The sequence below is a fragment of the Sphingobium sp. TomTYG74 genome, from assembly GCF_055393875.1.
Genome location: NZ_AP027341.1, coordinates 2,103,450 through 2,121,957, shown reverse-complemented (window position 1 = coordinate 2,121,957; position 18,508 = coordinate 2,103,450). Strand labels below are relative to the sequence as shown.

Here is an 18,508-nt window from a genome sequence, read left to right as displayed (position 1 = left end):
CGCAGTTCTTCTGGGCCTGATCTTAATTCATTGTGGCGCGCGGGCAAGCCGGGCAACGAAAAAGCCATCCGTTCCGCCTTGGTCGGCCAGCGTATTGGGCAGGGTGCGCAGCCAACCCTCCGGATGGGGGGATATGCCCTGCGGCAGTTCGGCCGCCCTCGCGCTCTGGATGCTGAAATCAGGATGGGTGCGCAGAAAGCTTTCCAGCTGATCTTCGCCCTCTGCCTTTTCGAGCGAGCAGGTGGCGTAGATCATGGTGCCGCCGGGCTTTAGCCACTGGGCTGCGCGGCTGAGCAACTCCGTCTGCAACTCGGCAAGTTCGGCGATCTGGCGGCCCCCAATGCGGTGGAGCACGTCGGGATGGCGGCGATAGATGCCGGTCGCGGTGCAGGGGGCGTCGAGCAGAATGGCGTCAGCGGGAGCGGCGGGCTCCCACTGGCGCAGGTCGGCCTGAACGATCGTGGCGGAAAGGCCGGTGCGCAAAAGGTTTTCGCTCAGCCGTTCCAGCCGCTTCTTCGACTGGTCGATGGCCGTCACCCGCCATCCTGCGGCGGCAAGTTGCATCGTCTTGCCACCCGGGGCCGCGCAGAGGTCCAGCACCGTGCGGCCCTCGCCTTGGCCAAGAAGGCGCGCGGGGCAGGAGGCGGCGATGTCCTGCACCCACCATGCGCCCTCGGTGAAGCCGGGCAGTTCCGTCACCGATCCATGATCGGGCAGGCGGACATGGCCGGGCGCGAAACTTTCGCCACCCAGCTTTTCGGCCCAGCTGGTGGTCTCTGCCGGGTCGCGCAGGGTGACATCGACAGGCGGGCGCACGGCATAGGCGCGCGCGGCGGCGGCGGGCATGTCGCCGCCCCACTGGCTTTCCCAGCGCGCCACGACTTCGTCTGGCAATGTGGGTGGATCGGGGAGGGTGGGTGTGGCGCGGGTGACAGTGCCAAAGACGCCATGAACCAGCTTGCGCGGGCCGCCATCGACCAGAGGCAGCGCGGTCGCAATGGCTGCATGGGGCGCTGTGCCGAGCGCCAGCACCTGAATAAGGGCGATGCGCAGGACCATGCGCGCCTTGGCATCCGGGGGCAGCGGCTGGCGGGTAGCGCCGTCGATCAGCGCGTCGAGATCGGGGAGGTGGCGCAGCGTCTCGGCTGCGATGGCATGGACGAGCGCCCGGTCGGGAGCGGGCAGGCCCTGCGCGGCACCATGCAGCGCCAGCTCCAGCGGATCGCCTCGGCGCAGGACCGCGTCGAGCAGGCGCAAGGCGGCGCGACGGGCGGGGAGGCCGGGAATATCCGTGGGTCGGGGAGGTTTCGCCATCGCCTGCGCCTAGGCTAATTGGCGGGAAAAGTAATCACCGTTTGGCACCCGCCACAACATTCGTCGTCCCCGCCAGATCCGTCATCCCAGCGCAGGCTGGCATGACGGCAGAAGGCGGATCTCAGTCCCGGCCCAAAGGATCAAGCGCACTCGACCGCCGACGCGCTGGCGCCGCTACCGGGCTCAACGCCGAGGCCCGCGCCACGGCAGCCACCGGCATGCCCACATCTCCCGCCATCTCCTCCAGCGCGGCGATGCGCTTTTCCGTCGCGGGATGGGTGGAGAAGAGTTCGCTCACATGTACGGGGACGATATAGAGTTGGGCGGCGGCGGGATTGCGCTCGGCCACATGGTTCGGGATCATCTCTGCCTTGCCGGAAATCTTGGCGAGTGCGGATGCGAGTGCGCGGGGATTGCCGCTGATCTGCGCTCCGGCGGCGTCGGCGCCATATTCGCGGGTGCGGCTGATCGCCATCTGCACAATCATCGCGGCAAAGGGCGCGACGATGATCGCCATGAGCGTGGCGAGGATATTGCCATGGCCATTTTCTTCATTGCCGCCACGGAAGAAGAGGCCAAAGTTGGCGAGCATCGAGATGGCGCCAGCGATCGTCGCGACCATAGTCATGATCAGCGTGTCACGATTCTTCACATGGGCAAGTTCATGCGCCATCACGCCTGCAACCTCATCGCGGGTCAGCATGGACAGCAGGCCCGTCGTCGCGGCTACGGCGGCATGTTCGGGATTGCGGCCCGTGGCAAAGGCGTTGGGATGCGGCTGGTCGATCAGGTAAACGCGCGGCATCGGAAGGCCCGCCCGCTGCGCCAGATCGCGCACAAGCCCATAAAATTCGGGTGCGCTCCGAGCATCCACCTCCTGCGCGTTATGCATCGATAGAACGATCTTGTCGGCGTTCCAGAAAGTAAACAGGTTCATGCCCGCCGCCACCAGCAGCGCGATCATCGCTCCGCCGCTGCCACCGAGCGTATAGCCCAGCGCCATGAACAGCGCCGTCATCGCCGACAACAGCATCACCGTCTTGAAACCGCTCACTTGTCTTCCACTCCTTTGCAGCCCAGATAGCGGGGCATGGATGAATATGGGGTTGCCGGTGCGGCGCCACAATCGAAAGGCTTTGGATATGGGAACATATAACGGCAAGCGTCCCGCGCATGTGAATCCCCCCGCGCATCTGTCGAAGAGCCCGCCGGTGCCTGCGCCCGACCCGATCGACACCCCCTCGCGCCATGAGGAAGAATTGAGCCCCGTCCGCTACGGAGACTGGGAACGCAAGGGAATCGCTATCGATTTTTGATTGTCAGCGCCTGCCCCTCGATCAGTTCATCGCTGATTATGCACGTCTTCCGCTGGCCTGTGCCCTCGCTGCGAGCGGCGCGGCGCGTCCCTCTAGCCTTCGCTACCTGCTTCCGTGCAGGATTCAGCGGGGCAAAGGAAGAAAACAAGCCGGGGGTGGGTCGTGAATCATATAGCCGAGATAAAGGTGAGGGCGGTGTCTGAATATGCGCCGGAAGATGCGGCGCTTCTCTGTGCCGTGGGTCGTCTGGTCTGTGCCTGGACGATGCTGGAACAGAGTCTGGAGGCGAAAATCGCCATGATGCGGGAAGCTATGGGCGACGTGCGAACTGTCGGCACCCGGATGCGCCCCAGTATGGCGAAACTGATGACCGAGCTTCGGACAATGGTGGCGATGCGTGACAAGCGCAATGCCAGCGCCTTGACCGAGATTTCGGATATCGAGCGACACATGCAGAGGATCGATCGCTTCCGATCGCTCATCATCGGCGGCTTTCAGCAGCCCGCGCCCGGCGGCTTCACCTGCCGCGATGCCCGGAACAATCACACGCATGTCTCGCTTGATCATCTCGATGCGGAGATTTCTTCGCTCGAAACGGTGGCACAGCGCCTGCTGGCCGTCTGACCGGGTGAGGTAATCCTCCCGCTATGCTTGACCTTTGACGCGTGGGGGGCGAAGCCTCTCCCCCGCGTCTAGCGAGAATGGAATATCATGCCCTACAAGCCTATCCGCAAAGCCGTGTTTCCTGTCGCAGGCCTCGGCACGCGCTTCCTGCCAGCTACCAAGTCGGTGCCCAAGGAACTGTTGCCGGTCGTTGACCGTCCACTGATCCAATATGCTGTCGATGAGGCGCGCGAAGCCGGGATCGAACAGATGATCTTCATCACCGGCCGCGGCAAAGGCGCGATCGAAGATTATTTCGACATGGCCTACGAGGCCGAGGCGACGCAGCGTGAGCGCGGCAAGGACCTGTCAGCCCTGGACGGCACGCGCCTTGCGCCCGGTAACGCGGTGTTCCTGCGCCAGCAGGAACCGCTGGGCCTGGGCCACGCGATCTGGTGCGCGCGCGACATCGTCGGGGACGAGCCCTTCGCTATTCTGCTGCCCGACGAATTCATGAAGGGTGCGCCGGGACGGGGCTGCCTCAAGCAGATGGTCGATGCTTATAATCAGGTGGGCGGCAATCTGGTCTGCGCGCTTGAAGTGCCGATGGCCGATACGCCCAGCTATGGCGTGATCGATCCCGGCGAGCGCAACGGCCCGCTCACCCAGGTAAAGGGCCTTGTCGAAAAGCCAGCGCCCGGCACCGCGCCCTCCAACCTCATTCTGCCGGGCCGTTACATCCTGCAACCTGAGGTCATGAAGATTCTCGCGACCCAGGAAAAGGGCGCGGGCGGCGAGATCCAGCTGACGGACGCCATGGCATCGATGATCGGACAGCAACCCTTCCACGGCGTGACCTTCGACGGCCGACGCTTCGACTGCGGGTCAAAGGCTGGCTATATCGAAGCGAACTTGGCGTTGGCTTTGGAACGCGAAGATCTGGGCGAGCATATCCGCAAGTTTGCGCTGGCGGAATTGGGCGCAGCAACGATCGCTGCCGCTGCCTGAGGGCAAACCCCTTCCTTTATCTCCCCTCCCGCAAGCGGGAGGGGCCGGGGGTGGGCCAGCGCAACATCTATGTAGTGTCGGAACGACGGTGGCAGGAGCTCGCTCCGCTCGCGCCCACCCCTAACCCCTCCCGCCTGCGGGAGGGGAATGTTTCACGAAGCCGTCCTTCACACGTCCCCAGCAGCACCTCAAAACGGCACTTCATCGTCCAGATCGTTGTCGAAATTCGGCCCGCCAGCGCCGCCCCGGCCACCACCGGACGACCGCCCACCGCTGCCACCGCCAAAGCCGCCGCCACCGCTGCCACCGCCAAAATCATCATAATCGCCGCCAAAGCCGCCCGAACTCGCGCCCCAATCACTGCCGCCGCCCTGCGAGCGACCGCCGCCCTGGCCACCGCCAGGCGCGCCGTCGAGCATGGTCAGCACCGCGCCCGGACCCTGCAAAACCACTTCGGTGGTGTAGCGGTCGTTACCCGACTGGTCCTGCCATTTACGGGTACGAAGCTGGCCCTCGACATAGACCTTCGACCCCTTGCGCAGGAACCGCTCGGCGACGCCCGCCAGACCTTCGGAAAAGATCGAAACGCTATGCCATTCGGTGCGCTCCTTGCGCTCGCCTGAATTGCGGTCCTTCCAGCTTTCGGAAGTGGCGATGCGAAGATTGCACACCTTGCCGCCATTCTGGAAGCTCTTCACTTCCGGGTCAGCGCCCAGATTGCCTACCAGAATGACCTTGTTGACCGAACCCGCCATGTTTCCTCCGATGCTTTGGAGGCTCTTATAGTCGGCTGGCCTGCGGGCGCTACCCTAAACCGATGGCCGTTGCGGTCCAGAAAGTCACCCCAGCAGCCGCATAAGCGAGCGCGAACAGGTAGCCGATCATGAAGAGCGGCCATTTCCAGCCATTGGTTTCCCGCTTCGTCACGGCAATGGTGGAGATGCACTGCGGCGCGAACACGAACCAGGCGAGGAAGGCGAGCGCAGTGGGCAGCGGCCAATTATCCTTCAACCGATCGCCCAGGCTCCGCTCCAACTTGGTCTCATCTTGATCCGCATCGAGCGAATAGACGGTCGCGAGCGCCGACACCGCCACTTCGCGCGCAGCCATCGCTGGGATCAGAGCGAGGGAGATGTCGCGGTTGAAGCCGATCGGCTCCAGCACGACGTTGAGCCCATTGGCGATCCGTCCGGCGACCGAATAATTGACCTGGCTGACGCTGCTGTTCTCCGGCGCCTTGGGGAAGCTGAGCAGAACCCACAGGATCACGGTCGATGTGAAGATGATGGTGCCCGCGCGCTTCAGGAAGATGACGGCGCGCTGCCACAATCCCAGCAATATATCCTGCGGGCGCGGCCATTGATATTTGGGCATTTCCATCAGGAAGCTGCCACTCGCGCCCTTGGTGACGGTGGCGCGCAGGATCAGCGCGACCAGCATCGCCCCGACGATCCCGGCGATGTAGAGGCAGAAGAGCACGAGTCCCTGGAGGCCGATGCCCAGCCCCACGTTGCGCGCCGGGATGAAGGCGCCGATGATCACCGCATAGACGGGAAGGCGCGCCGAGCAGGTCATGAGGGGCGCGATCAATATGGTGGTCAGCCGGTCTTTCGGATCGGCGATGGTGCGCGTCGCCATGATTCCCGGAACGGCGCAGGCGAAGGAGGAAAGCAACGGGATGAAGGCGCGGCCCGACAGGCCGACGCGGGCCATCAGCCCGTCCATCAGGAAGGCGGCGCGCACCATATAGCCGGTCGCTTCCAACATCAGGATGAAGAAGAAGAGGATGAGGATCTGCGGCAGGAAAACAACGACCGACCCCACGCCGTTGATGACCCCGTCCACCAGGAAGGATCGTAGCAGCCCATCCGGCAAGGCGTCGGTGACGACCCTGCTTGCCATTTCGGCCAGCCCCTCGATCATGGCGATCGGCGCTGCCGACCAGGCATAGACCGCCTGGAACATGATGAAGAGCAGCGCGAGCAGCAGCAGCAGACCTGCGACCGGGTGCAACGCCACCCGGTCGACCGCAGCGGTCAGGCGGCGCGAGGGCGTTTCGCGAACCACCGCCGCGCGTGCGATCCTGCGCGCTTCGCTGCGCAGGGCATCGAAGCCGAGCGGAGCCGCGGAAGGTCGTGCCTTGGCGCTGCCGTCGAACAGCGTGTCCAGTTCGGTGCGGAGATGGTCGAGCCCGCGCTTCCGAACCGCGACGGTCGAAATGACCGGCACGCCCAGCTCGCGCGAGAGGATATTCGCGTCCAGCTCCAGCCCGTCACGGGTGGCAAGATCGACCATGTTGAGCGCCACCACGGTCGGCAGGCCAAGGGCGATCAGTTCAAGGGCAAAGCGAAGGTGATTGTCGAGATTGGAGGCATCGACCACCACCACCAGCGCGTCCGGCAGCCGCTCGCCATGCTGCTTGCCGAGGACCACGTCGCGGGTCACCTGCTCGTCGGGGCTGGTGGGATTAAGGCTGTACGTGCCGGGCAGGTCGACCAGTTCGAGCGGGCGGCCATCGGATAGCGACAGTCTTCCTGCCTTACGTTCTACCGTCACGCCGGGATAGTTGCCCAGCTTCTGTCGAGCGCCAGTCAGGGCGTTGAACAGCGCGCTCTTGCCGGCATTGGGATTGCCGACCAGCGCGACCAGAGGCAGGCCACTCATGCCGCCTCCGCCGGACCCGTGCGGACGGTAATCGCGGCGGCGTGGTTGCGCCGCATCGCAATAGTCATACGCCCGACCTTGCAGGCGATCGGACCCCGGCCGAGGAAACCGCCATGATGCAGCGCTTCGACGCTGGCCCCTTCGCACAGACCGAATTCACGCAGGCGCTGACCGTCCGACGCAGAAAGCGCGTCCCAATCGATCAGGTCCACATAGGCTGGCTGGCGCAACGGCAGTTCGGACAGGCGCAAGGAAGAAAAACTCGCTGAAATCACCTGCGAGTGACTATCAATATAGATAGGAAAAGGCCAGCCGGAATCGCGGCCCTTCGCGGGCAGTCAGATTGCGGGGTAGCGGAGCCTACCGATGAAGCGAGCAAGGCTCAGCCGCTCGCCGCCGCCAATGCCTTTCCACTTTGCCTTGGCCCGTTCGAACCGCATCACACCCTCGATCCGGCGGTCGAGAAAGGCGCGGCTGTCCGCCCAATCTTCGCTGTCATCGTCCACGAACACCAGCAGCGTTGCGGCATAGACCGCCGCCAGCGTCAGCCGCTTGCTATAATGATTGAGGTCGGTCGTGCTGTCGCCAGCCGCGCGCCACATCACATCGGCCGATCGCCAGCCGAGCTTCGCTGCGCGGACGCTATTCTGCGGCAGGGCCATGATAGCGAGCGCGCGGCGCAAGGCTTCCCGGTCGCGCGCCAGCAGTGTCAGCCGTGCCGTGACCAGCGCGATGATGCGCTGGCGGATCGACATGGTGACGAGCTTCTCTGGCGTCAGCGCCTCCAGCATGCGCGAGTCGATGCTGGCGAACCAGGCATCGATCATGTCCATGGCGCCCGCCGAAAAGGCGAGATGCGCGATGTCGGCATCCACCCGGCCTTCCGACGCGGCCATCGTGACTGCTTCGGCGCGCCAGCCGTCAAATGCGGCATGACGCGGCAGGATCGGCGCGAGAAACGCCCGCACTTCATCGAGGGTCGGGTCTTCGGGCAGTACAGTCATGCCCTTATGGTACGGCGCGGCACGCCATCACACAAGCGCATGACTTCGATCTAAACATGATGTTGCAACATATCATAAGATATGATGTAACATCATGTCTGTGACGAGCAGAAGCTCGCGCGGATTTAGGATGGAGGATGCGATGGCAGTAATGGCAATGCATGCAACGAGCGGCGACAGACGACCTGGCTATAGCGGCGGAGGCGGATCGCCCGTCGCGATCGGAGCAACCATCGCCGTCCACGCGCTGGTGGTGGGCGCTTTCATCCTTATACCCAAGGAGGTGATCGCCCCCTATGTGCCGCAGATCCTGATCGGCAAGCAGATCCCGATCGACCCGCCGCCTCCGCCTGAGGCGCAGCCTCAGCCGCCCGAAAGCAAGCTGCCGGTACGCCCGGCGACCGACCCGACCCCGGCAAGTCCCGATGATTTGGTAAAGCTGCCTGACAGTGGAACGGGGCCAATCGTGCCCGCCGGTGGCACTGGTACTGAAACGGGCGGGGGCGCCATCCTGCCGCCGATCGACCTGCCGCGCGACCCCGTTCTCGTCGAACCCGGCATCGACCCCCGCGCGAAGTCCGCTTTCCAGCCGGACTATCCCGGATCGATGATCCGCCAGGGTTTGGAGGGATCGGTCACCGTCCGCGCCAGCATCGGCGCGGATGGCAAGGTGACGGCCATCGAACGGCTGTCCGCCACGGACGAAGCCTTCTGGATCGCGACCCAGCGGCACGCCATGCGCAAATGGCGCTTCCGCCCCGCGACTCGGGACGGCGTGCCCGTGCCCGGCATCAAGGTGTTGACCGTCCATTTCAAGCTGACCGACCGTTGAATGCCATCATGCCGGATGCAAGCCCCGGCTTTGCATCCGGCGGCGCCCTATCCTATATAGCGGCGATGGCGATCTTCCCCCGTCCAGTCTCTCCCAGAAGCGCGCTTGGCGACATGTGGAGCTATTTTCGCGAGAATCGGCCGCATAAATGGCCTCTGCTCGGGCTGTCGATGGCGATCACCTGGGTCATCATCTGGGTGTTCATGGTCGATGCCAACACCAACACGATGCCGACCCGCAACAAGATTATCTACATCCAGAGCTGGGACGCGAGCCGGTCGGACGCGGCGATTATCCTTCAGCAAAAGATCGACCTCGCAAAGAGTGAGGCTGCCTTGCAGAAGCGGCAGAAGCAGATGCAGGGATGGGCCGACGCATTCGGCATCGACTGGCGCATCGAAGAAGCCCGCAACAGTGCCCGCCGCAAGGAAGCGTTGAAGCAGATCAACGCCCAGCTCGATTCGCGACTGGCCAAGGCGGAGGCGGCGGAAAAGGCCGCGCCCCAGACCGGCCAGAATTGATTTTCCCGATGGCCGACCCTGCCGAGGACCGCCGTTTCATGGCAGCGGCGATCGCCCTGTCCGAGCGCGGCCGGGGTCTGTCCACGCCCAATCCCAATGTCGGATGCCTGATCGTCCGCGACGGTGCTGTTGTCGGTCGCGGCTGGACACAGAAGGGCGGCCGACCCCATGCCGAAGCGCAGGCGCTCGATGAAGCAAAGGATCAGGCGCGCGGCGCGACCGCTTATGTGACGCTGGAACCCTGCTTCCACCTCTCAGCCCGTGGCCCGCGCTGTGCCGACCTGATGGCGCGCGCGGGCGTCGCGCGGGTGGTAATCGCGCTGCGTGACCCCGATCCGCGCACCGATGGGCAAGGCGCGGGACATCTGCGCGCGCGGGGCATAGAGGTCGAAATGGGCCTGATGGCCTCCGAAGCTGCTGCAGCCATGCGCGGCTTCGTCCTGCGGCAGACGCTGGGCCGCCCGGCCGTCACCCTGAAGCTTGGCCTGTCGCTGGACGGCTGCATCGCGCTCAAGGACGGGTCGAGCCGCTGGATCACGGGAGAGGCCGCGCGCGCCCATGCGCATCTGGAGCGGGCGCGGCATGACGCCATTCTTGTCGGCGGCGGCACGTTGCGCGCCGACGCCCCGCGCCTCGATGTCCGGCTACCGGGACTGGAGGATCGCTCACCCCGCCGCCTGCTGCTGACGCGCGGCCGGGCACCCAAGGGGTGGGAAGCCATCGCGCAGCCCGAGGATATCGCCGCGCTCGATCATGTGGACCATCTGCTGGTGGAGGGCGGCGCGGCGGCGGCAGCGGCCTTCCTGCGCGCCGATCTGGTCGATCGCCTTCTACTCTACCGCGCGCCCATCATCATCGGTGGCGGCCTTCCGGGGATCGGCGACATCGGCCTCACCGATCTTGGCCGGGCGCATCACCGCTGGACCCTGACTGACGAACGACGGCTGGGCGAGGACCGGCTGGAGGTTTACGAACGGCGGCGCGGCGCTTAGGAGCGTCACGGAACCAGCAGGATCGCACACCCATGTTCACCGGCATCATCACCGACATCGGCACCATCCGCTCCGCCGAGCAGCGCGGAGACCTGCGCCTCGTCATCGGGACCGCCTATGACATGGAAGGCGTTGCGATCGGCGCTTCGATCGCCTGTTCGGGCGCGTGCCTGACCGTGGTCGAAAAGGGCGCAGACTGGTTCGCCGTCGATCTGTCGGCCGAAACGGTGGAGCGAACCGCGCCCGGCCTGTGGAAGCAGGGCGGCAGGCTGAACCTTGAACGCGCGCTCAAGGTCGGGGATGAACTGGGCGGGCACATCGTGACCGGCCATGTCGATGGCGTGGGCACATTGGTGTCGATCACGCCGGAAGGGGATTCCACTCGGCTGATAATTGCCGCGCCCCCCGCGCTGGCGTCCGCACTCGCCGCCAAGGGGTCTGTCACGGTCGATGGCATCTCTCTGACCGTGAACAGCGTTGAGGATCAGCCGGACGGGTCTGTTCAGTTCGGTCTGAACATCATTCCGCATACGGCTGCGGCTACCACGCTGGACGATCTGGCGACCGGCCGGACGTTCAATCTGGAGATCGACGTGCTGGCCCGTTATCTCGATCGTATGCAGAGCCTTCGCGGCTCAATGTGATTCGCGCTTGAAATAATCACATCATGATGTGATAACTGCGTCCCGAGGCCGATCTGGTCAAGGAGTCGCTATCATGTCTTCCGCGCTTATCGATACCATTCGCACGCTGGTCAACGAAGGTGGCATGTCCCGCTCGGGCCTCGCGCGCGCTGCGGGTCTTCATGCCAATTCCCTGCGGAAGCTGGGCGAAACGGACTGGAACCCCACCGCCGAAACGCTGGGCAAGCTCGAAAATTATCTGGCGCGGCGCGAAGGTGGCACTGCTCTTGCCTCCCCGGAAGAGATCATCAACGAAGCTCGTAACGGCCGCATGTTCATCCTGGTCGATGATGAAGATCGGGAGAATGAAGGCGATCTGGTGATCCCGGCGCAGATGGCGACACCTGACGCGATCAACTTCATGGCGACGCATGGCCGGGGCCTCATCTGCCTCGCGATGACCAAGGATCGGGTCGATCATCTGGGCATTGACCTTATGAGCCGCAACAACGGCACGCGCCATGAAACCGCCTTCACCGTGTCGATCGAGGCGCGCGAGGGCGTGACTACCGGCATCAGCGCCGCCGACCGCGCGCGCACCATTTCCGTGGCGATTGACGGCTCCAAGGGCCGCGATGACATCGTGACCCCCGGCCACGTCTTCCCTCTCGTCGCCAAGGATGGCGGCGTGCTGGTGCGCACCGGCCATACCGAGGCCGCCGTCGATGTGGCGCGTCTCGCCGGGCTCAACCCGTCGGGCGTGATCTGCGAAGTGATGAAGGACGACGGCACCATGGCGCGCCTCGACGACCTCATCCCCTTCGCGCAGAAGCACAAGATGAAGATCGGCACGATCCGCGACCTCATCGCCTATCGCCGCCGTCATGATCATATGGTTGAGCGCCGCGCCGAAACCGTCTTCAACAGCAAGTGGGGCGGCGATTGGAAGGCGATCAGCTTCTATAACAAGGCGACGCAAAGCGAACAGCTGGTGCTGCAAAAAGGGCATGTTTCGCCCGACGAGCCGACGCTGGTGCGCGTGCATCAGCTCTCGCTGCTTGACGACGTCTATGGCGCCAGCGGCCCCCGCTGCGAAATCCTGCGCAAGTCGATGGAGATCATCGCCAAGGAAGGCGCGGGCCTTATCGTCGTCCTGACCAGCAACTCGCCGGCGGATTTCCTGACCCGTATCCTGCGCCATCATGCCGGCCAGCCTGGCAGCGGCATGGACGAATTGCGCGACTATGGCGTGGGGGCGCAAATCCTCGCGGAACTCGGCGTGCACGACATGATCCTGCTCACCAATTCCAGCCACAGCCTGATCGCGCTTGACGGCTATGACCTTGCCGTGGTTGGGCATCGACCCGTCGAGCTATAAAAAAGGATATCGGCCGTGGCGAAATTCCTGATCGTTGAAGCCCGCTTCTACGAACATCTCAATGACTTGCTGATCGAAGGCGCGGTAGCCGCGCTGGAGGCGGAAGGGCATAAATATGAAGTCGTGACGGTGCCCGGCGCGCTGGAGATCCCCGGCGCGGTTGCGCTGGCGGCGGAATCCGGACGCTATGACGGCTTCGTGGCGATCGGCGTGGTGATCCGCGGCGAAACCTATCATTTCGAAGTGGTGTCGAACGAAAGCGCACGCGGCCTGATGGCGCTCAGCATGGATGGCATAGCCATCGGCAATGGCATCCTGACCGTCGAGAATGAGGCGCAGGCGCTGACCCGCGCCAAGCCGGATGAGAAGGACAAGGGCGGCGAAGCGGCCAAGGCGGCGATCGCCATGCTGGGCCTGCGTGAGAAATTCGGCGCCTAGGAGCTTCGGGCTTTAAAAGGGCATCGCCTTTTAATCCCGTTCGCCCTGAGCTTGTCGAAGGGCTTCATTTCTTTTTTGGAGAAAGGGCCGACCCTCGCAGCGGCCCTTTTCCATCCAGGCTCAGCCCGCCTTGGCGAGAACCGGATAATCCACATAGCCCTCCCGGCCCTGCGTGTAGAGCGTATCGATGCTCAAGGGGTTCAGCGGAGCCCCTAGAGACAGGCGATCCGGCAGGTCCGGATTGGCTATGAACGGACGGCCAAAGCTGATCGCCTGGGCAAGGCCGCTGTCCAGATCCTCCTGCGCTCGCCCTGCGTCATAATCACTGTTCAGGACGAGCGGGCCGCTGAAATGGCGGCGGACGAGCGGCGACTGACGCGGAACGTCGCTCGCGCCCCGGCTGCCGTCCGGACGCAGCTCGCGCATCTCCAGAAAGGCGATGCCGATCGGGTCCAGCGCCTTGGCAATGGCGATGGCCAGGCTGGCGGGATCGCTGTCGTCCGTACCCTGCGAGGCGCCATTGATCGAAATCCGCACCGCCGTCCGGTCGGCGCCAACGGCGTCCGCCACGGCCTGCGTGATCTCGCGCAGCAGCCGGACGCGGTTTTCGGGGCTGCCGCCATAGATGTCCCGCCGCTGGTTGACGCCATCGCGAAGAAATTCGTCGAGCAGATAGCCGTTGGCGGCGTGAACCTGAACCCCGTCAAATCCGGCTTCGCGGGCATTGCGCGCGGCTGTGACATAGGTGGCGATCAGGGCCGGGATTTCCTCTGCGTCCAACGCGCGGGGCTGCTCATAGGGCTTGTTGCCCTCATAGCTATGGGCGTGGCCGGGCGCGGCGATGGGGCTGGAAGATACGGGCTGCTGCCCGCTGACGCTCGAATGGACGAGGCGACCCATGTGCCAAAGCTGCGCGAAGATACGGCCGCCGACTTCATGCACGGCCTGGGTAATCGGCTTCCAGGCCTCCGTCTGCTCGGCCGTCCAGATGCCCGGTGCGAAGGGCCAGCCTAGTCCCTGACGCGACACGCCTATGCCTTCGCTGATGATGAGGCCCGCCGAAGCGCGCTGGCGATAATAGTCCGCCATGATCGGCGTCGGCACATGATCGCGGCTGGCGCGGGCGCGGGTGAGCGGTGCCATCAATATGCGATTGCGGGCCTTGATGGCGCCCAACTGAACAGGATCGAAGAGGCTGGTCATGAAAATCCCCTTATTACGGTTGCAATTTGCAACGCATAAGCTTGCCGACGCCAGCTAGGGATCGGTGGTCAGCCTTTCAAGCCTGTTCGCGGCAAGATGTCAAAACAGTGTGTCGACCGCATGAATGGCCAATCCTACAAGGCCACCGACCAAAGTACCGTTGATCCGGATATATTGAAGGTCGCGGCCGACCGCGCTTTCCAGACGGCTGGTCACCGTTCCTGCGTCCCAGCCGCGCACGGTCTCGCTCACCAGCTTGACGATAGAATCTCCATAGGCGGCCGTCGCGCCCACCGCCGCGCGACGCACGAAACGGTTGATCAGCAGGCGAAGGCGGGCATCGTCCTGCAGCGTGGTGCCCAGTTGGCGCAGCGCCTCGCCCAGCCGCCCCGCCATGGCCTTGCCGGGATCACGCACGGCGCGCAGCAGGCCGGATCGCGCCTGTTCCCAAAGGCCATCGATCCACCGCTGCATCGCAGGATTTTCAACGATTTCGTCGCGGATGCGAGCTACGCGTTCCTGCATCGCGGCATCGAATTGCAGGTCGCTTGCCAGCTTCGCCATGCCCTCTTCGGCCTTCAGGCGCAGGCTATGGGCCGGATCGGCCGCCATTTCGGCGAGCAGGCGCCGCAATCCGTCGATGATGGCGTTGGACAGATTTTCATCCAGGCCCGTCCAGCGCAAAATCTTGCCTGCCCGGTCATGCACCATCTGGCGGATAAGGTGGTCATTGGCCTCCAGCGTCCGATCGGCCCAATGAATGATGCCGTCCATCACCGGCGCATGGCGGCCGTCGCGCATCGCCGCCTCGATCGCTTGGCCGATCAGCGGCGCGATGTTCATGCCCCGCAGCCGTTGCGCGATCGCGCCTTTGACCATGCCGCCCAGCCGCTCCTGATCCAGCGCCTCCAGCATATCCGCCACCAGCCGCGACGCGCCTTCGCGCAGGCGGCCATCGCCCCCTGACGGGCTGGCCAGGAAGCGTCCGGCGGCGGCGGCTACGTCCAGCCGCTGCATTCTGCGCGCAACGACCGCGGGCGTCAGGAAATTGTCCCGCAGGAAGAAGGCGAGCGTATCGCCGATTCGGTCCTTGTTGCGCGGGATGATCGCCGTGTGCGGGATGGGCAGGCCGAGTGGATGCCGGAACAATGCGGTGACGGCGAACCAGTCGGCAAGGCCACCCACCATCGCGGCTTCCGCAAAGGCCTGAACGAAGCCGATAGCGGGGTGAAGATGGACGGTAGATCGCGCGGCGAGGAACAGCAGCGCCATCGCGATCAACATGCCCGTCGCAACCACCCGCATGTCGCGCGGCGACCGGACAGGCACGTCGGCGGCGATCGGGGGAACGGGAAACTGCTTCATCGTCCGTCCAACGGTTACGCCGCCGTTTCGTTCAGCCATGCGCTTCTTTCAGTCGAGTTGACTGCCATCATTCCGCCGGTTGTGCAGTTCCCTCATGCTTTACATCGTCCCCCGGCTTGTATGTGAGCAAACGGCGGCTGAGGCGCGGACCTGCCCATCCTTCGATCTGTAGAGCCAGGCTGAATGTCGCGGGCACGATCACAAGGGTGAGGAGGGTGGAGAGCAGCAAACCGCCGATCACCGTTATGCCCATGGGCGCGCGCCATGCGCTGTCGCCTCCCAGCGAGATGGCGGTGGGGACCATGCCCGCAACCATCGCGACGGTAGTCATGACGATGGGCTGGGCGCGCTTGTGCCCCGCATCGATGATCGCGTCGAACCGGGGCACGCCCTTCTGAATCTCCTCCAGCGCAAAGTCGATCACCAGAATGGAGTTCTTCGCAACGATCCCGAGCAGCATCAATATGCCGATCATCACCGGCATCGAGATCGGGTGCCCGGTAAGATGCAGCGCCAATGCCCCGCCGAGCGGTGCCAGCAGCAGCGATCCCAGATTGACGAACGGCGGCATCAACCGCTTGTAAAGCAGTGTCAGCACCGCGAGCACGAGCAGGATGCCGGAAATAACCGCGACGGCGAAGTTCTTCAGCATTTCCGCCTGCCATTTCGACTCACCGGTGTTGATCTTCTGAATGCCGGGGATGCGACCTTCGTTGATCTCCTTCATCGTGGGCAGGGCACTGATCTTCTTCATCGCCTGACTGCTGACGATGCCGGGCGCGAAGTCGGCATCGACGACGATCCGGCGGATCTGGTTATAGCGACGGATTTGCGTTGGCCCGGCACCGAATTCGATATCGGCGACGACCTTCAACGGGACCGAACCGCCGCCGACGGTCGGCACGGGCATATTCTCGATCGTCGCTATGTCGCTGCGGCTGTCCTCCGCCATCGCGACCCGGATGGGAATTTGCCGGTCGGCAAGCGAGAATTTGGCGGTATTCTGGTCAATGTCGCCGATCGTGGCTACGCGGATAGTCTGGCTGAGCGCGGCGGTCGTTACCCCCAGGCTCGCGGCCAGGTCGAAGCGCGGTTTGATGACGATCTCGGGCCTATTCATGTCGCCCTGGACGCGGGGCGCCCGGACTTCCTTCACGCCGATCATTTCGGAAACCAGCTTGTTGGCGGTCTGATCCAGCAAAGCGGCATTGTCGCTGCCGAGCATGATCGTAACGTCACGGCCCATGCCCCCACCCGCCTGCGACTGGAAGTTTACACGGGCATCCGCGATCTGCTGGAATCGGGGCGCCATGCTGCGTTCCCACTCGACAGAGGAAGCGGGCCGGTCTTTCTTCAAGGTGAGATAGATGTTGGCGCTGGTCGGCTGGATGTCGGCAAAGGCCGCATCGACGAATTTCGTGTCAGCCGTCAACATGTCCGCCACGCGCCGCGCGACTGTGGTGGTTTGCTGCAGCGTGCTGCCGGGCACGGTTTCGATCTTCACCTGGCTGTAATCGGTGTTCATCGATGGCTGGAACGCCATCGGCAGCGTCCCGAAGGCGAGCAGCGTGGCCATGAAGGCCAGCCCCCCGATGCCGACGGTCCAGATACGGTGATCGCGAAGCCAGGCGCCAATGCGGGGCCGCCTGCCGCGCGCGCGGTATGCTTTGGCCCGGCTTTCATCGAGCGACCAGTGCAGCACACGCATATAGACGTCCATCAGCCAGCCTTCACCATGGCTTTCCTGGCCGTGCGCCTTGAGGAAATAGGCCGCGATCATCGGCGTGATGAGGCGAGCGACCGCCAGGCTGAGCAGTACCGCGACCACGACGGTCATGCCGAACTGGATGAAGAACTGGCCCGAAACTCCGGGCATCAGCGCAACTGGCAGGAATACGGCGACAATAGCCATCGTCGTCGCCAGCACGGCCAGGCCAATCTCGTCGGCCGCGTCGATCGATGCCTGATAGGCTGTCTTGCCCATGCGCATGTGGCGCACGATATTTTCGATCTCCACGATGGCATCATCGACCAGCACGCCCGCGACCAGGCTGAGCGCTAGCAAGGAGGTCACGTTGAGCGTGAAGCCCATCATGTCCATGAACCAGAATGTCGGGATGGCCGACAGCGGGATTGCCGTGGCGGCGATGATTGTCGCCCGCCAGTCACGCAGGAACAGGAACACAACGACGACCGCCAGCACCGCGCCTTCGATCATGGACTGCATCGCCGCATGATATTGGCTCTTGGTATAATCGACGCTGTTGAAGAGTTCCTTGTAACGGATCTTCGGATTTTCTTTCTTAAGCTGGTCCAGCACCTTCATCGCATTGTCGAACACGGTGACGTCGGATGACCCCTTCGCCTTTTCCAGGCTGAAGCTCGTCACCTGCATGCCATTCATCAGGGAAAGCGATCGTTGTTCGGCATACATGTCGCGCACATCGGCAAGGTCGGACAGCTTGACGGTGCGGCCGCCCGAAATCGCGATCTGCGTTTGGCCCAGGGCATAGGCGTCCTGCGCATTGCCCAGCACGCGGATCGCCTGCTCGGCTCCTGCGATTTCGGTGCGCCCACCCGCCGCGTTCAGGTTGACCTGCTGCAACTGCTGATTGACCTGCGAAGCGGTTACGCCGTGCGACTGCAACTTGGCGGGGTCGAGGATGACGCGAATTTCACGGCTAACACCGCCGCCCCGCCTGACCGCCGCCATGCCTGGCACGGCCAGCAGCCGCTTGGCGACCGTATTGTCGACATACCATGACAATTGTTCGAGCGTCATGTCGGTCGCTTCGGCACTGAAATAGGCGATCGGAGGGTCTGCCTCAAGTCGGGTAACCTGCGGCTCCAATATGCCTTCGGGCAGTTCGCTGCGGATCTGGTCGATAGCGTTCTTGACGTCATTGACGCCCCGATCAATCGGCGTTCCGATCTGGAACTGCACGATCGTCATCGAATTGCCTTCGGAGACGGTCGAGGTGATCTCGTCAACGCCGCTGATGCCGCGCACGGCGGCCTCGACACGCTGCGTCACCTGGGTTTCCAGTTCCGGCGGCGCGGCGCCTGGCTGCAATACCAGCACTTGAGCGATGGGGAAGGTGATATCGGGCTGCTGGTTGATGTCCATGCGGCCAAAGCTGACCATGCCCGCAAGAAGCAGGGCGACGAACAGCACGAGCGGGGACACCGGGTTGCGGATGGCCCAGGCCGACATATTACGAAAACTCATGACGGCTTCCTCGCCTGC

General features: G+C 63.9%; 18 protein-coding genes. 9 read left to right on the top strand and 9 right to left on the bottom strand.

All coding sequences use genetic code 11. From position 1 onward, the window contains the following. Positions 1-27: 27 nt before the first annotated feature. Together ACZ5TB_RS10740 and htpX are read right to left on the bottom strand one after the other, a co-directional pair. Positions 28-1,314 carry an RsmB/NOP family class I SAM-dependent RNA methyltransferase gene (locus ACZ5TB_RS10740; protein ID WP_464791218.1) on the bottom strand — a complete coding sequence of 429 codons (1,287 nt, stop codon included), beginning with the start codon at positions 1,312-1,314 and terminating at the stop codon, positions 28-30. Between the two features lie 121 nt (positions 1,315-1,435). Beyond that, the gene (gene htpX, locus ACZ5TB_RS10735) at positions 1,436-2,368 is read right to left on the bottom strand and encodes a zinc metalloprotease HtpX (RefSeq protein ID WP_464778377.1); all 933 of its coding nucleotides are present in this window, start codon (positions 2,366-2,368) and stop codon (positions 1,436-1,438) included. Positions 2,369-2,456: 88 nt separating this feature from the next. On the opposite strand from htpX, the gene ACZ5TB_RS10730 reads away from it, so the two are divergent. The 3 genes from ACZ5TB_RS10730 to ACZ5TB_RS10720 all read left to right on the top strand — a co-directional run bounded on the left by ACZ5TB_RS10730 (position 2,457) and on the right by ACZ5TB_RS10720 (position 4,241). Further along, positions 2,457-2,630: a DUF1674 domain-containing protein gene (locus ACZ5TB_RS10730; protein ID WP_464791217.1), complete on the top strand. Its 174-nt coding sequence runs from the start codon at positions 2,457-2,459 to the stop codon at positions 2,628-2,630. Between the two features lie 195 nt (positions 2,631-2,825). After that, positions 2,826-3,254: a hypothetical protein gene (locus tag ACZ5TB_RS10725; protein ID WP_464780033.1), complete on the top strand. Its 429-nt coding sequence runs from the start codon at positions 2,826-2,828 to the stop codon at positions 3,252-3,254. Positions 3,255-3,341: 87 nt separating this feature from the next. Next, complete coding sequence (locus ACZ5TB_RS10720) at positions 3,342-4,241, top strand: UTP--glucose-1-phosphate uridylyltransferase (RefSeq protein ID WP_464778376.1); 900 nt, start codon at positions 3,342-3,344, stop codon at positions 4,239-4,241. A 188-nt stretch (positions 4,242-4,429) separates the two neighbouring features. On the opposite strand, the gene ssb is transcribed toward ACZ5TB_RS10720, so the two are convergent. The 4 genes from ssb to ACZ5TB_RS10700 form a co-directional block, all read right to left on the bottom strand. Beyond that, positions 4,430-4,996 carry a single-stranded DNA-binding protein gene (gene ssb / locus ACZ5TB_RS10715; protein WP_464791216.1) on the bottom strand — a complete coding sequence of 189 codons (567 nt, stop codon included), beginning with the start codon at positions 4,994-4,996 and terminating at the stop codon, positions 4,430-4,432. 49 nt (positions 4,997-5,045) lie between these two features. Then, positions 5,046-6,905, bottom strand: a complete 1,860-nt coding sequence (gene feoB, locus ACZ5TB_RS10710) for a ferrous iron transporter B (protein ID WP_464791215.1) — start codon at positions 6,903-6,905, stop codon at positions 5,046-5,048. Then, positions 6,902-7,156 (bottom strand): FeoA family protein, encoded by a 255-nt coding sequence (locus ACZ5TB_RS10705; protein WP_464792538.1) that lies wholly within the window; start codon positions 7,154-7,156, stop codon positions 6,902-6,904. The genes feoB and ACZ5TB_RS10705 overlap by 4 nt, the downstream gene beginning before the upstream one ends. Before the next feature lie 87 nt (positions 7,157-7,243). Continuing rightward, a complete protein-coding gene (locus tag ACZ5TB_RS10700) occupies positions 7,244-7,909 on the bottom strand; it encodes a COQ9 family protein (RefSeq protein ID WP_464791214.1) in 666 nt (221 codons plus the stop codon). A 151-nt stretch (positions 7,910-8,060) separates the two neighbouring features. On the opposite strand from ACZ5TB_RS10700, the gene ACZ5TB_RS10695 reads away from it, so the two are divergent. The 6 genes from ACZ5TB_RS10695 (at position 8,061) to ribH (ending at position 12,693) form a co-directional block, all read left to right on the top strand. Continuing rightward, on the top strand, positions 8,061-8,741 hold the full coding sequence (locus tag ACZ5TB_RS10695) for an energy transducer TonB (protein WP_464791213.1): 681 nt from the start codon (positions 8,061-8,063) through the stop codon (positions 8,739-8,741). 8 nt (positions 8,742-8,749) lie between these two features. After that, complete coding sequence (locus tag ACZ5TB_RS10690) at positions 8,750-9,262, top strand: hypothetical protein (protein WP_464791212.1); 513 nt, start codon at positions 8,750-8,752, stop codon at positions 9,260-9,262. A 38-nt stretch (positions 9,263-9,300) separates the two neighbouring features. Then, the gene (ribD, locus tag ACZ5TB_RS10685; protein WP_464780032.1) at positions 9,301-10,254 is read left to right on the top strand and encodes a bifunctional diaminohydroxyphosphoribosylaminopyrimidine deaminase/5-amino-6-(5-phosphoribosylamino)uracil reductase RibD; all 954 of its coding nucleotides are present in this window, start codon (positions 9,301-9,303) and stop codon (positions 10,252-10,254) included. Between the two features lie 32 nt (positions 10,255-10,286). Then, positions 10,287-10,898 carry a riboflavin synthase gene (locus tag ACZ5TB_RS10680; RefSeq protein ID WP_464791211.1) on the top strand — a complete coding sequence of 204 codons (612 nt, stop codon included), beginning with the start codon at positions 10,287-10,289 and terminating at the stop codon, positions 10,896-10,898. A gap of 73 nt (positions 10,899-10,971) precedes the next feature. Further along, positions 10,972-12,255 (top strand): 3,4-dihydroxy-2-butanone-4-phosphate synthase, encoded by a 1,284-nt coding sequence (gene ribB / locus ACZ5TB_RS10675; protein ID WP_449474399.1) that lies wholly within the window; start codon positions 10,972-10,974, stop codon positions 12,253-12,255. Between the two features lie 15 nt (positions 12,256-12,270). After that, positions 12,271-12,693 carry a 6,7-dimethyl-8-ribityllumazine synthase gene (ribH, locus tag ACZ5TB_RS10670; protein WP_464778367.1) on the top strand — a complete coding sequence of 141 codons (423 nt, stop codon included), beginning with the start codon at positions 12,271-12,273 and terminating at the stop codon, positions 12,691-12,693. A 120-nt stretch (positions 12,694-12,813) separates the two neighbouring features. Here ribH and ACZ5TB_RS10665 read toward each other — a convergent pair whose 3' ends face one another. The 3 genes from ACZ5TB_RS10665 to ACZ5TB_RS10655 all read right to left on the bottom strand — a co-directional run bounded on the left by ACZ5TB_RS10665 (position 12,814) and on the right by ACZ5TB_RS10655 (position 18,490). Then, positions 12,814-13,896, bottom strand: coding sequence for an alkene reductase (locus tag ACZ5TB_RS10665; RefSeq protein ID WP_464791210.1), 1,083 nt, complete (start codon positions 13,894-13,896; stop codon positions 12,814-12,816). Positions 13,897-13,995: 99 nt separating this feature from the next. Then, positions 13,996-15,261 carry a DUF445 domain-containing protein gene (locus tag ACZ5TB_RS10660; RefSeq protein WP_464792537.1) on the bottom strand — a complete coding sequence of 422 codons (1,266 nt, stop codon included), beginning with the start codon at positions 15,259-15,261 and terminating at the stop codon, positions 13,996-13,998. 67 nt (positions 15,262-15,328) lie between these two features. Next, positions 15,329-18,490: an efflux RND transporter permease subunit gene (locus ACZ5TB_RS10655; protein ID WP_464791209.1), complete on the bottom strand. Its 3,162-nt coding sequence runs from the start codon at positions 18,488-18,490 to the stop codon at positions 15,329-15,331. Between the last annotated feature and the right edge of the window lie 18 nt (positions 18,491-18,508).